At 71.5% G+C, this 13984-nt stretch carries 10 protein-coding genes; 6 read left to right on the top strand and 4 right to left on the bottom strand.

Going from position 1 to position 13984, the window contains the following annotated elements; all coding sequences use genetic code 11:
- A complete protein-coding gene (locus RIN75_RS15250) occupies nt 1-1218 on the top strand; it encodes an ABC transporter substrate-binding protein (protein ID WP_309112565.1) in 1218 nt (405 codons plus the stop codon).
- A 45-nt stretch (nt 1219-1263) separates the two neighbouring features.
- Here RIN75_RS15250 and RIN75_RS15245 read toward each other — a convergent pair whose 3' ends face one another.
- A complete protein-coding gene (locus tag RIN75_RS15245; RefSeq protein ID WP_309112564.1) occupies nt 1264-2001 on the bottom strand; it encodes a class I SAM-dependent methyltransferase in 738 nt (245 codons plus the stop codon).
- 153 nt (nt 2002-2154) lie between these two features.
- On the opposite strand from RIN75_RS15245, the gene RIN75_RS15240 reads away from it, so the two are divergent.
- Complete coding sequence (locus RIN75_RS15240) at nt 2155-3354, top strand: cytochrome P450 (protein WP_309112563.1); 1200 nt, start codon at nt 2155-2157, stop codon at nt 3352-3354.
- On the opposite strand, the gene RIN75_RS15235 is transcribed toward RIN75_RS15240, so the two are convergent.
- Entirely contained in the window at nt 3344-4036 is a 693-nt protein-coding gene (locus RIN75_RS15235) for a (2Fe-2S)-binding protein (protein ID WP_309112562.1), read from the bottom strand. The two genes, RIN75_RS15240 and RIN75_RS15235, sit on opposite strands and share 11 nt — an antisense overlap.
- A gap of 215 nt (nt 4037-4251) precedes the next feature.
- Here RIN75_RS15235 and RIN75_RS15230 point away from each other — a divergent pair, with 215 nt between their 5' ends.
- Together RIN75_RS15230 and RIN75_RS15225 are read left to right on the top strand one after the other, a co-directional pair.
- Nucleotides 4252-6135 (top strand): cytochrome c oxidase assembly protein, encoded by a 1884-nt coding sequence (locus tag RIN75_RS15230; protein ID WP_309112561.1) that lies wholly within the window; start codon nt 4252-4254, stop codon nt 6133-6135.
- The gene (locus RIN75_RS15225; protein ID WP_309112560.1) at nt 6132-8372 is read left to right on the top strand and encodes a heavy metal translocating P-type ATPase; all 2241 of its coding nucleotides are present in this window, start codon (nt 6132-6134) and stop codon (nt 8370-8372) included. Before RIN75_RS15230 ends, RIN75_RS15225 begins: the two co-directional genes overlap by 4 nt.
- Before the next feature lie 220 nt (nt 8373-8592).
- On the opposite strand, the gene RIN75_RS15220 is transcribed toward RIN75_RS15225, so the two are convergent.
- The gene (locus RIN75_RS15220; protein WP_309112559.1) at nt 8593-9798 is read right to left on the bottom strand and encodes a S8 family peptidase; all 1206 of its coding nucleotides are present in this window, start codon (nt 9796-9798) and stop codon (nt 8593-8595) included.
- A 154-nt stretch (nt 9799-9952) separates the two neighbouring features.
- Nucleotides 9953-10633 (bottom strand): triacylglycerol lipase, encoded by a 681-nt coding sequence (locus tag RIN75_RS15215; RefSeq protein WP_309112558.1) that lies wholly within the window; start codon nt 10631-10633, stop codon nt 9953-9955.
- Nucleotides 10634-10960: 327 nt separating this feature from the next.
- Here RIN75_RS15215 and RIN75_RS15210 point away from each other — a divergent pair, with 327 nt between their 5' ends.
- Together RIN75_RS15210 and RIN75_RS15205 are read left to right on the top strand one after the other, a co-directional pair.
- Nucleotides 10961-12526: a S8 family serine peptidase gene (locus RIN75_RS15210; protein WP_309112557.1), complete on the top strand. Its 1566-nt coding sequence runs from the start codon at nt 10961-10963 to the stop codon at nt 12524-12526.
- 295 nt (nt 12527-12821) lie between these two features.
- The gene (locus RIN75_RS15205; RefSeq protein ID WP_309112556.1) at nt 12822-13973 is read left to right on the top strand and encodes an alkaline phosphatase PhoX; all 1152 of its coding nucleotides are present in this window, start codon (nt 12822-12824) and stop codon (nt 13971-13973) included.
- Nucleotides 13974-13984: the final 11 nt, after the last annotated feature.

Below are 13984 nucleotides of genomic sequence, written 5' to 3'. Positions count from 1 at the left end.
GTGAACACACGCATCCGCACGGCGTTCGCTCTGCTCGCGCTACCCCTCGCCCTGGCCGGTTGCGGCGGAACGAGCCCCGGCGCGTCCAACGGCCAAGGCGGCGCGGAAGGTTGCGTCACCGACTACGCCGAGGGTCGGGACTACTTCCCCGACAAGAGCACCGTCACCGAATCCGAGCTGTGGAAGATCAGCTACCACGGCTCCTACAAGACGATCACGCTCACCGACACCGAGAACGCCGACGGCCCCGAGCTGAAGTACGTGCTCTACCAATGCGGCACCCCCGCGCCTGCGGCCACCGGCGAGTTGGAAGGCGCGCTGGTCGTCCAGGTGCCGGTCACCAACGTGTCGGTCACCTCGTTCAACGCCCTCGCGATGGTCGACCGGTTGGGCAAGAACAAGACCATCACCGGCCTGAGCGGCCAACTGCTGGGCAACGCCGAGAAGGACGAGTGGTACGCCGGGGTCGTCGGGGCGGCGGGCAAACCCCTGTCCATCGGCGAGTACACCGACCTGGACAAGGAAGCCGTGCTGGGCCTGAAGAACCAGGTCGTCCTGATGTCCGGGTTCGGCAAGGGCTTCGACGACATCAGCAACGCCCGCGCCGCCGGGATGCCCGGCGTGAGCGTGTCCAACCGGTTGGAGCGCCACGCCCTGGCCTCCGCCGAGTGGATCAAGATGGTGGCGGCGTTCTACAACGCCGAAGCCGCCGCGAACGCCGAGTTCGACAGCATCAAAGCCGCGTACGACAAGGTGGTCTCCACCGTCTCCGGCAAGATCGGCAACCGCAAGGCCGGCTACCTCTGCGTCGCGCCCGAGCGCGGCTGCGAGTTCGTCCACGGCCACGGCGCCGAAACCCTCGTCGGCAGGCTGCTGACCCAACTCGGGGTGGACAACGTCTTCGCCCCGGACAACCCCGCGCCCAACGGACAGCCCTACGACTTCGAGAAAGCCGTGGGCACCGCGGCCGACGCCGACTTCTTCATCGTCTACGACCCGATGAAGATGACCCGCGCGACCCTGACCGCAGACCCGCGCACCACCCGGTTCAAGCCCTTCCGGGACAACAACTTCATCGCCGGCGTCGACGAGAACTTCGAGGAGTGCCGCGCCAAGACCTACCTCGACGTCGACGTGCTCATCCGCGACTTCGCCCTCGGCCTCGCGCCCGAGTTGTTCCCCGACGCCAAGGGCACCTGCTTCGCCCGAGCATCCTGAACCCGGCGGTCCCGGTCCGCGCTTGGCGGACCGGGACGCTGCGGCTCACCTCTTCGTGCCCCGCACGATCAGCCGTCGGGCGTGGTTGTCGTAGGGCGAGCAGTCGAAGTCGCCGAAGCACTCCACATCGGTGAACCCCGCCGCCTCGAACAGGACCCGCAGTTCGGCGGCGCTGTAGAGGGTGGAGTACAGCGACGTGCGCCGCACCTCGTCACCGCGCACCCAGGTCCAGTCGCTGCGCAGGCGCGTCCAATCGTCCAGCACGGTGTCGCGCATGAACACCGTGCCACCGCCGACGTCCACCGCCTGCGGACGGCCGACCCACCCGGCGAAGACCTCCTTGCCCAGGACGTCCACCAGCAGCCGCCCGCCCGGGGCGAGACTGGTGTGCGCGTTGCGCAGCACGGCCAGGTTCTCGCCCGGTTCGGTGAAGTAGCCGAACGACGTGTACATGTTGATCACCAGGTCGTAGGCGCCCGGTTCGACGTGCTCGCGCATGTCCGCCCGCACCAGTCGCGCCTCGACTTCCGCGTGCCCGCACGCCTCGCGCGCCCGCGCCAGCATCGCCTCGCTCAGGTCCACCCCCGTGACCGAAGCCCCCTGGCGGGCCAACGGCACGACGTGGGTCCCCGGCCCGCACGCGAGATCGAGCACCCGGTCACCCGGGGCGATCTTGAGCAACGGCGACGTGGCCGCCAAACGCTCCGCTTCCGCCGCCCGACGCGGCGGGAACATCACTTCGGCGAACCCCACCCAGACATCGTCGTCCTCGTACCAGTCCATGCCGCTCCAGCCGCGTCCTCGTGTGGGAATCGTCCTTATGGTCGGCTGCCGACGCTTGCTGGTTCCCGCGGCTCGGCCGGATCGGCGGGAACTTCCCGAGCCGCCGAGCCGACCAGTGGTGGTGGCAGGCCGGCTATCGGATGGGGGACACCGATGCGACCCACGCAGGCAGCACGCAGCTACCCGTTCCGCGAGCCGACCGCGCTGGAGCTGGAACCGGAGTACGCGCACCTGCGCGACCACGAACCGCTCAGCCGGATCACGCTGCCCTACGGCGGGGACGCCTGGCTGGCCGTGCGGCACGACGACGTGCGCACGGTTCTCAGCGACCCCCGTTTCAGCCGGGCCGCGCTGCTGGACCGCGACGTGCCCCGCGCCTCACCCCGCCGGCACACCGACGCCACCCTGCACACCGTGGACCCGCCCGAGCACACCCGCCTGCGCCGCCTGGTCGCCGCCGCGTTCAGCCCCCGACGCGTCGAGCACCTGGCCGAGCACGCCCAACGGGTCACCGACGAATTGCTCGACCGCATCGAGGACCAGGGACCGCCCGCCGACCTGATCGCGGGCTTCGCGGTCCCGGTGCCCGTCGCGGTCATCTGCCAGATGCTGGGCGTGCCGGTCGCCGACCGCGAGGAGTTCGCCGGCTGGATCGACGTCGCGCTGGCCACCACCGCGTTCTCCAGCGACGAGATCCACGCCGCGTTCGCGCGGCTGAAGGACTACGTGGCCGGTCTCGTGGCCGCTCGCCGCCGCGAACCGAGCGACGACCTGCTCGGTGCCCTGGTCCAGGCCCGGGACACCGGGGACCGGCTCAGCGAGGACGAGTTGGTCGTGCTCGGCGTGACCCTGCTCTACGCGGGCCTGGAGACCACGACCGGCGAACTCGGCAACGGCATCCACACCCTGCTCACCCACCCCGACCAGCTCGCCGCGCTGCGCGCCGACCCGACGCTGATCGACCGGGCGGTGGACGAACTGCTGCGCTTCAACCCCCTGGTGACCTCGGCGGGGTTCACCCGCATCGCCCTGGAGGACGTCGAACTCGGCGGCGTGCTGGTCCGCGCCGGCGACGCGGTGATGGTCCACCCCGACGCCGCCAACCGCGACGACCGCGTCTTCGACCACCCCGACGAACTGGACCTCACCCGCACACCCAACCCCCACCTGGCGTTCGGGTTCGGCGTGCACTACTGCGTCGCCGCACAGCTGGCCAAAGCGGAACTGCGCGTGGCCATCGGGACGCTGGTGCGCCGATTCCCCACCCTGCGGCTCGCCGTCGCCGAGGAGGAGTTGTCCTGGCGACGCGGCCGAATGGCACGCGGCCTGGACCGGCTGCCCGTCACCTGGTGACCGCTTGTCCCTCGCGTCGCGTCACGACGGCACCGGCGAGCGGGCAGGCACGGCACGTGTGGCCGCCGCGCGTGCGGTAGAACAGGCAGCAACTGCGGCGGATGCCGTCAGGGGACAGCGTTCCGCGCAACGGCGGAACAGCCGACAGGCGGTCACCGAGATCGCCCAGGCCGGGCAACGGTTTCAGCGCGCTACGCAGAGCCGCGGCGACGTTGCCCCACAACAACCCGTCGGCAACCTTCACCACCGCACGCAATCCGGTGTGAAAGGGCACCAACTGCTCCTCGACCACCATGCGCAGCAACAGCGGCACGGGGTCACCGGTGACGACCCACCCGCCGGGCTCGGGCAGCGACAGCCGCACACGGGCGTCCTCGTCGACCCGGTACCGAAGCCCGTCCAGGTCGGGCACCACACCGCCCACGGCCAGCGACCCCAGCGAGACCGACCACAACCCCAGCGCCACCAGGAACTGCGAGGTCGACGCGGCCACCCGCGCTTCGGCCGCCTCGAACTTCGCGCCGACCCGCCGCACAGCCTCCGCCATGGCACCGGAATCGAGGTGCAGCGACCCGCCGGCACCACCCCAGTCGACCGCCCAGTACGGGCTGATGACCACCTTCGACAACGCGGCGGCGACCTCGGCGGGCTCAGCGCGCCGGATCACTCCGATGGGCGTCACAGCTGCCTCCGGGATGGGGGGTGACCTCGTCCGGCGGCGACTGGTCGTTGGCTCTGCACAAGTGGTCGTGCGAGACCACGCACCAGTTCCTGTGACCCGCGCCACTCGGCCCGTGCGATGGGATTCCCTCAGGCGACCGTCACGGTGAGCGCGGCCGAGCGTTAGCCCGATGACATCCGGGAACCGCGCGCCGGTTCGATCCGACTCGGACTCACGTGAAGGGTGACAGGGCCGCCGCGCCGGCGCTCGCCGCCGCCGTGGCGTGCGTCGTGGCGACGGTGTTGGCGGCGGGTGATGTCCACGAACCGTTGGGTGACACCGACCCGGGCCGGGTGGCGTCGCTGGTGTTCGGCCTCGTGCGGCTGGTCGCCGACGGCGCCGGGTCGGTGGCGGTGGGCGCGCTGGCGTTCGCGGTGCTGGTGGTGCCCTCGGGGCGGGACGGCCGGTTGACCGCCGACGCGTACGCGGCGGTGCGCCTGGCGGCGGTGGCGGCGATGGCCTGGGCGGTGGCGGCGGTGTGCGCGGCGCCGCTGTCGGCGGGGGACGCCTCCGGGCAGCGGCCCGCGGTGGTGTGGGCGAACCTGGTCGAGCTGGTGTCGGCCACCGAAGAGCCCAAGGCGTGGCTGGCGGTGGTGGTCGCCGCCACCGTGGTCGCCGTCGGCGCCCGGGCGACGTTGACGTGGCGGGTCGCGGTGCTGTGGTCGGCCGTCGCGGTGGTGGGGCTGCTGCCCCCGGTGGTGTTCGGCCACGTGTCCGTCGGCGCCGGGCACGACGTGGCGACCAACGCGATGGTCTGGCACGTGCCGGCCGCGGCGGTGTGGGTCGGCGCGTTGGTGGCGTTGCGCGGTTTCCTGCGCCGGCCCACCGCTGCGCACCGGGACCGCGTGCTGCGGCGCTACCGCCTGCTGACCACGACGTGCCTGGTGGTGTTGGTGGTCAGCGGTGCGATCACCGGTGTGCTCCTGGGCGGCTTGGCGTCCGGGTACGGGTTCCTGCTGCTGGTCAAGCTCGCGGTGTGCGCGGTGGTGCCCTTGTGCCGGCGGTTCGGCACGCGGTGGCCGTTCGGAACCGAACTGGTGGCGCTCGGGGTCGGCGTGGGCGCGTCGGTCGGCTTGACCCACCTCGTGCCACCGGCGTGGCTCGCCGACCGGGCATCGGTCCAGGAAACGGTGCTGGGTTACGAACTCCCGTCGCCGCCTTCCTGGTCGGAACTGCTGTGGGGCTGGCGGCCGGACCTCGTGTTCGGGTTGGGCGCGGTGCTGGCGGCGTTGGCCTATGCGTCGGGTGTGCGCACCTTGCGGCGGCGTGGTGACACGTGGCCGGTCGGCCGGACCGTGGCGTGGCTCGCGGGGTGCGCCGTGGTGCTGGTCGTGACGTCGTCGGGTGTCGGCCGGTACGCGGCCGGGATGTTCAGCGTGCACATGGTGGCGCACATGGCGTTGAACATGCTCGCGCCCGTGCTGCTGGTGCTCGGCGGACCCGTCACCCTCGCCCTGCGCACCCTGCCGCGCGGTCCGCGGGAGTGGGTCGTGGCCCTGGTGCACAGCCGCGCCGCCGGGATCGTCGCGCACCCGGCGGTCGCCGCGATCGTCTTCGTCGCCTCCTTCTACGTCCTGTACTTCTCGGGGCTGTTCGGCGAGGCGATGCGCTACCACTGGGCGCACCAGGTGATGAACCTGCACTTCCTGGTGTCCGGGTACGTGTTCTACTGGCTGGTGATCGGGGTGGACCGGCCGCCGCGCCCGCTGCCGCACCTGGCCCGGCTCGGGCTGCTGTTCGCGGTGATGCCGTTCCACGCCTTCTTCGGCGTGATCCTGATGAACACCCAGACCGTGATCGCCGAGACGTTCTACCGCCACGTCTCGCTGACCTGGTTGCCCGACCTGCTCACCGACCAGCGGCTCGGTGGCGGCATCGCCTGGGCGGCGGGCGAGGTGCCGATGCTGGTCGTGGTGATCGCGCTGCTGCGGCAGTGGGCCGCCGCCGACCGCCGCGAGGCCGCCCGCCTCGACCGCGTCGATGACGACCGCCTGGCCGCCTACAACGCCATGCTCGCCGACCTGAGCGACCGAACCGACCTGCGGGGAACGACAAGATGACGACAACGGCGACCGAGCCGGTGGAACTGGCCGTGTCCGGCATGACGTGCGCGGCGTGCGCGTCGCGCATCGAGCGCAAGCTCAACAAGCTCGACGGCGTGCGGGCTTCGGTCAACTACGCCACCGAGCGCGCCACCGTCCACATCGGACCCGACGTGGACGCGCAGGACGTGATCGCGGCCGTCCGCAAGGCGGGCTACGACGCCGAGGTCCGCGACCGCGCCGAGTGGGACCACTCGGCGGCGGTCGCCGACCTGCGGCGGCGCCTCGTGGTCGCCGCGGTGCTCGCGATCCCGCTGGGCAACCTGTCGATCAGCCTGGCCCTGGTGCCCGCGCTGCGCTTCCCCGGCTGGCAAGCGCTGTGCGCGCTGCTGGCGCTGCCCGTCGTGGCGTACTCGGCGTGGCCGTTCCACCGGGCCGCGCTGCGCAACCTCCGGCACGGCTCGACCAGCATGGACACCCTGGTCTCGCTGGGCGTGCTGGCCTCGTTCGGCTGGGCCGTGTGGGCCCTGGTCCTCGGCTCCTCCGCGCCGGGCTATTGGCTGGGGTTCGGCGTCACCGCCGAGGGCGCGGACGCGGTCTACCTCGACGTCGCCGCGGGCGTCACCACGTTCCTGCTGGCGGGCCGCTACTTCGAGACCCGGTCACGCCGCAACGCCGTCGGGATGCTCACCGCGCTGGCCGACCTCGCCGCCAAGGACGCCCGCGTCCTGCGCGACGGCGTCGAACACCTCGTGCCCGCCGCGACGCTGCGGGTCGGCGACCTGTTCGTGGTCCGGCCCGGTGACGCGCTGCCCGCCGACGGCGTCGTCACCGAGGGCGCCTCCGCGGTCGACACCGCCACCATCACCGGCGAGCCCGTGCCGCACGACATCCGCCCCGGCGACCGCGTCGTGGGCGGCACGGTCAACCTCACCGGCCGTCTCGTGGTGCGCGCCACGCAGGTCGGCGCGCACACCCAGCTCGCGCAGATGAGCGCGTTGGCCGAGCAGGCCGCCCAGCGCAAGGCCGCCGTGCAGCGGCTGGTCGACCGGGTGTGCGGGGTGTTCGTGCCCGTCGTGCTCGTACTGGCCGCGCTGACCCTGGCGGGGTGGCTGGCCACCGGCCACGACACCCGGTCCGCGTTCACCGCCGCCGTGGCCGTGCTGATCATCGCCTGCCCGTGCGCCCTAGGGCTGGCCACGCCCACGGCGCTGATGGTCGGCGTCGCCCGCGCGGCGTCCCTGGGGGTGCTGGTCAAGGGTCCCGAAGCGCTGGAGGCCACGCGGGCGGTGGACACCGTGGTGTTCGACAAGACCGGAACGATCACCACCGGCCGCATGACCGTCGTGTCCACCACGGCGTTCGACGGCACCGAGCAGGACGTGCTGCGGTGGGCCGCGGCCGTCGAGTCGGCGTCCGAACACCCCGTCGCGCGGGCCATCGTGACCGCCGCGCCCGATGTGCCTCCCGCCGACGACTTCCACGCCGTGGTCGGCGGCGGAGCGCGCGGGGTGGTCGACGGCGTCGAGGTGGTGGTGGGCTCCGCGCGCCTGATGACCGACCTCGGCATCACCGTCCCGCCCGCCGCGCACCACTGGCAGGCCGACCTCGGCCCCGTGACCGCCGTGCTCGTCGCCCGAGCCGGCGTCGTCGTGGGCGCGATCGGCGTCCGCGACACCGTGCGGCCCTCCGCCGCGACCGCCGTCGCACGACTGCACAAGCTCGGTTTGCGCACCGTCCTGCTCACCGGGGACACGCGCGCCGTCGCCCATGCCGTCGCCACCGAGGTCGGCATCACCGACGTGGTGGCCGACGTGCGCCCCGCCGACAAGGTCGCCGCCGTCGAGGACCTGCGCGCCCGGGGTCACCGCGTCGCGATGGTCGGCGACGGCGTCAACGACGGCCCGGCGCTGGCCACCGCCGACCTGGGCATGGCCATCGCCCGCGGCAGCGACGTCGCCGCGCACGCCGCCGACGTGATCCTCGTCCGCGAGGACCTCGACGCCGTGCCCGACGCCGTCGAACTGGCCAACCGCACCCTGGCCACCATCCGCGGCAACCTCGCCTGGGCCTTCGCCTACAACACCGCCGCGATCCCCCTGGCGGCTCTCGGCCTGCTCAACCCCCTCATCGCCGGCGCCGCCATGTCGCTGTCGTCGGTCCTGGTCGTCACCAACAGCATGAGGCTGCGCGGCTACCGCCCCGGCGGCGCGACCATCCCGGGAACCGACAGCGCATCGCATCCGACCACCTGAGTACCGGTCACCGCTCCTGGGACCGGAGGGATGGAACCCGAGGGCGGCCTACAGGGGCGCCGCCCTCGGACCAACCTCCCGGTTCCCACGTCGGCAGCCGGGCCCGACTGACCCGCGGGCGTGCCGGTCGGCGAAGTCGCCCGGCGACGTGGGCTTCGAACTGGTGGCAGACCGCCCCGACGGCGGTGGGGGCGGTCTGCCGGCTCTTGGCCCTTCCGGATCAGAAGGTGGCGACGTTGAGCAGCGGTTCGTGCGTGGAGTCCGGGTCGGTCGCGGTGTTCCACTGGCTGGTGCCGGCCGCCTGGAGGGCGGACTTCACGGTGCCGGGCGAGGCGCTGGGGTGCGTGGCCTTGTAGAGGGCCGCGCCGCCGGCGACGTGCGGGCTGGCCATCGAGGTGCCGGAGATCGTGTCGTAGCCGCCACCCTTCCAAGTGGACAGGATGCACACGCCGAGCGCGATCAGGTCGACATCGGCTCCGTAGTTGGAGAAGTCGGCGAAGGTGTCGTCCACATCGGACCGGCAGGTGGCCGCGGCGCCGCCGCCGGGTTGGCCGTTGAAGTCGGCCAGGGCGCTGACCGTGATCACCTCGTCGTAGGCGGCGGGCACGAAGGTCGACGAATCGGCGGCGCTGTTGCCGGCGGCCACGACGTAGGTGACACCGGCGGCGACGGAGCGGCAGATCGCTTCGTGCATGGCATCCTTGTTGGTGCCGCAGGCGCTGTCGGTGCCGGACCCGCCCAGGCTCATGTTCGCGACCTCGATCTCGGCGGCGTGCGCGGTGACGTAGTCGATGCCGCAGATGACGTCCGACCACGAGCCGCTGCCGCTGTTGCTGAGCACGCGCACCGGCCAGATGCGCGCGCCCGGCGCGACACCGACGACGCCGTCTCCGTTGTCCAGCGCGCCGATCGTGCCGGCGACGTGGGTGCCGTGGCCGTTGCCGTCGTCGGCGGTCCTGCCGGTGGAGCAGTTCTTGGCTCCGGCGGTGTAGACGTTGAGGTCGGGGTGGTCGAGGTCGACGCCGGTGTCGATGACGGCGACGTCCACGGAGACGCGCTGGTCACCGCCGTCGATGCGGGCGGTGGGGCTGAGTTCGGCGTCCACGCGGTCGATGCCGGTGGGCATGGTCTGCGCGGCGGTGGTCGCGACACCGTCCGGTTGGACGAGGGCGACGCGCGGGTCGCGGGCCAGGCGGGCCGCGGCGGCGGCGGTCATGCGGCCCGAGTAGCCGCGCACGGCGCTGTCGTAGACGTGGTGGACGGTGGTGCCGTGGTCGGCGGCCACCGAGGACACGGACGAGGCGTGGACGCCGTCGGCGAGCAGGACGATGTAGGCGTTCGTCGGTGTGTCGGCGCCGGCCGGGGCAGGGAGGACGGCGGAGACCAGGAGGGCAGCGAACAAGGACGTGCCGAAGACGCGTGGCATGACGCTCCTACAGGGCGGCGGGTTGCAGGGACCCCGATCGTCGCACCAGTCGGTACACCATCGCACTGCGCCGATCAGGCGACATCAACGGGCGGTCCTTTGTGGACACGCGATGGGCGGCCGTCCCTGCCGAGGGAGACGGCCGCCCTTGGGGTCAGGCGTTGACGAAGTCGCGTGTCTGCGCGTATACCTTGGCGTCGGTCAGCAGCGCGCTGTGGCTGATGCACGCCGTCTTGGTGTTCTGGGCCCCGGACAGCACGGTGCTGTCCTGCGGGTCGATGACGGTGTCGCAGGGCGACCACCAGGTGCCGTAGCCGGGGCTGCCCGGTGTCTCGTCACCGGAGTTGAGCGCGTTCAGGAAGTCCGAGCCGATCCGCATCTCCACGCACGAGGTCTGGAAGCAGCTGTTCGCCGTCGTCGTGCCGTGGTTGGGGCCGCCGAGGGACACCCAGCGGTCGACCTCCCCGGTGCCACCGAGGTTCTTGAGGTAGTAGCGGGACGACAGCCCGCCCATCGAGTGGGTGATCACGTCGACCTGGCTAGCGCCGGTTTCGGCGCGCAGCCGATCGGCTTCCTGGTTGACGAGGTCGGCCGTGGTGGCGTTGGACTTGCTGGTGTCGTAGGAGAAGGCGCGCAGGTGGCCGGCCGGCCAGCCGTCGGCCTTGAAGCGGTCGATCATGGTGTTCCAGGCCGAGGCGCTGGAGTTCCAGCCGTGGACGAACAGGATCGGGTTGCTGGACGGGGTGAAGCCGGAGGCCGCCCCGGCGGGGGCGGGCGCCAGCACGGCGACGGTTACGGCGGCGGCAAGCGCGCACCGCTGGCGGAGTGACTTCACAGGCGGACCTTCCGACGTACGAGGCGGGGTCGAACGCGGGCGGACCGGATCCGGTTGCAGGGCGGTGACCAGGATGCTACCCGCGGGTAACGCCCTGCCGTCAACACTCGGCGCTGGTCGTTTCGGGTGGACCGGGGCCGTGTCCTCGGTGCTGTACCGATTCTTTTGACACCTCCGGCAATTCTGTGGAGAAGCCGCGGGACTCCCTTTCACGATCAGGGATTGCGGCGTGCGTGCGCGGACAACTATCAACAGTCGTAGCGCGCACGACCCGGCGTCAGCCGCGACGCCGGTGCGGGCGCGTCCCTGCGATAGGAGATCCCTGCCATGCGAAACGTTCGCGAAACCTGGAAGAAGCGGCTGACCCGCATAGGGTTGGCCACCGGGACGGTCTTCGCCGTGTCCGCGGCGACGACCACGCTCGGCGCCGCCGCCGCGGCCGAGGGCGACATCCGCGGCCAAGGGGCGAGCAACGCGATCAAGGATAGCTACATCGTGGTGCTCAAGGACGCGAGCACCGCCGGTGTGGCCGCCTTGAGCAACAAGTACGACGCGAAGGTCAAGCACACCTACAGCCACGCGCTGCGCGGCTTCTCCGCCACCATGAGCGAGGCGCAGGCGCGCAGGATCGCGGCCGACCCGGCGGTGGCCTACGTCGAGCAGGACGGCGTGGTCTCGATCTCGGGCACGCAGTCCCCCGTCCCGTCATGGGGTCTGGACCGGATCGACCAGGCCGCGCTGCCGCTGGACAACTCCTACACCTACCCGAACGAGGGCTCGGGGGTGAACGCCTACATCATCGACACGGGCATCCGGGTCACGCACACCGACTTCGGCGGTCGTGCGGTGCACGGCCGGGACACGGTGGACAACGACAACGACGCCACCGACTGCAACGGCCACGGCACGCACGTCGCCGGCACGACCGGCGGCACCGCGTACGGCGTGGCCAAGAAGGTCAAGCTGATCGGCGTCCGCGTGCTCGACTGCGCCGGTTCCGGCAGCTACGCCGGTGTCATCGCGGGCGTGGACTGGGTCACCGCGAACGCCGTCAAGCCCGCCGTGGCCAACATGAGCCTCGGCGGAGGCGCATCCTCCACTGTGGACGATGCGGTGCGCAGGTCGATCGCGTCGGGCGTGACCTACGCCGTCGCGGCGGGCAACAGCAACGCCGACGCGTGCAACTACTCACCGGCGCGCACGGCCGAGGCGATCACGGTCGGCGCGACCACGAGCAGCGACGCCCGCGCCTCGTACTCGAACTACGGCACCTGCCTGGACATCTTCGCGCCGGGTTCGAGCATCACCTCCGCCTGGCACACCAGCGACACGGCCACCAACACCATCAGCGGCACGTCGATGGCCTCGCCGCACGTGGCGGGCGCGGCGGCGGTCTACCTGGCCGCCAACACCTCCGCCACCCCGCAGCAGGTCCGCGACGCGCTGGTCAACGCCGCGACCTCGGGCGTGGTCACCAGCCCGGGCACCGGTTCGCCGAACAAGCTGCTGCGGGTGACCGGGGGCGGCACCACGCCGCCGCCCAGCGGGTGCGCGGCCGTGACCAACGGCACCGACGTGGCCATCCCCGACGGGGGCACCGCCACCAGCACGATCTCCATCGCCGACTGCACGGGCTACGCCGGCTCCACGGCCACGGTCGAGGTGCACATCAAGCACACCTACCGCGGCGACCTGGTGATCGACCTGCTCGCGCCGGACGGCTCGGCGTACCGGCTGAAGAACTCCTCCTCCAGCGACTCGGCGGACAACGTGGACGCCACCTACACGGTGAACCTGTCCGCCGAGACCGCCGCCGGCTCCTGGAAGCTCCAGGTGCGCGACGTCTACAGCTACGACACCGGCTACATCGACAGCTGGACGCTCGACCTGTGACCTCCGGCTGACACGCTCCTCGCACGACGGTGGCCCCCACCAACCCGGTGGGGGCCACCCGGCGCACACCTGTCCACAGTGGACTATCAGTGGCGAATGCGTGTCAACCGGGGAAAATTCCTGTCCTTGAAGGAATTTCGCGTCATCCCGGCCACCACGGTTGGGCATCTGTTGGGGATTGGTTCACGAACGGCCCCGCCCGGAGTTCACCTCCGCCCGCTTCCCTGTCCCGACACGTCGAGTGGAGCAACGCCGGTTCCGCCGCGGACCACTCCCTCGACGGGAAGGAGCAGTCGTGGAACGTCGTACCTTCCTGCGCGCCGCCGTCGCCGGCGGCGGTTCGATGGCCTTCGGCTTCACGCTGTGGAGCGAGGCCCTGGCCTACCCGGCACAGACCGGCCCCAGCCCCTACGGCAGCCTCCAGACCGCCGACGCCAACGGCATCCAACTGCCGTCCGGGTTCACCAGCCGGGTGATCGCCCGCTCCACCCAGACCGTGCCGGGCACGAGCTTCACCTGGCACAGCGCCCCGGACGGCGGTGCGTGCTTCGCCGACGGCACCGGCTGGATCTACGTGTCCAACGCCGAGATGGGCAGCGGCGCGGGTGGCGCGAGCGCGATCCGGTTCAACTCCAGCGGCGGCATCACCGGCGCGTACAGCATCCTGACCGGCACCAACCGCAACTGCGCCGGCGGCGACACCCCGTGGAACACCTGGCTGTCCTGCGAGGAGGTCGACCTCGGCTACGTCTACGAGACCTACCCGTTCGGCGGCCAGGCCGCGGTCCGCCGGGCCGCGATGGGCCGGTTCAAGCACGAGGCCGCCGCGTGCGACCCGGACCGGAAGGTGATCTACCTGACCGAGGACGAGTCCGACGGCTGCTTCTACCGGTTCGTCCCCACCACCTGGGGCGACCTGTCGTCCGGAACGTTGCAGGTGCTCAAGGAGGTCAGCGGCGTGCTGTCCTGGGCCAACGTGCCCGACCCGGACGGCAGCCCGACCCGCACCCGCAAGCAGGTCTCCGGCGCGAAGGTGTTCAACGGCGGCGAAGGCGCCTACTACCGCAACGGAACCTGCTTCTTCACCACCAAGGGCGACAACCGCGTCTGGGCCTACAACGCGGTCAACAACACGATCGCCATCGCCTACGACGACAACCTGACCAGCAACCCGCCGCTGACCGGCGTCGACAACATCACCGGGGCCACTGTCGGCGACCTTTACGTCGCCGAGGACGGCGGCAACATGGAGATCTGCATCATCACCCCGGACGACATTGTCGCCCCCTTCCTGCGCGTCACCAACCAAAGCTCCTCCGAGCTGTGCGGCGTCGCGTTCAATCCCGCCGGCAACCGCCTGTACTTCTCCTCCCAGCGCGGCACCAGCGGCTCCAGCAGCGGCGGCATCACCTACGAGGTCACCGGACCGTTCCGCACGTCGCTGTGACGCCACACCGC

Origin of the sequence: Saccharothrix sp. (genome assembly GCF_031180885.1) — a bacterium.
Lineage (GTDB): Bacteria > Actinomycetota > Actinomycetes > Mycobacteriales > Pseudonocardiaceae > Actinosynnema.
Note: the sequence above shows the minus strand (reverse complement) of the source record. Positions and strands in the feature narration are given on the sequence as shown.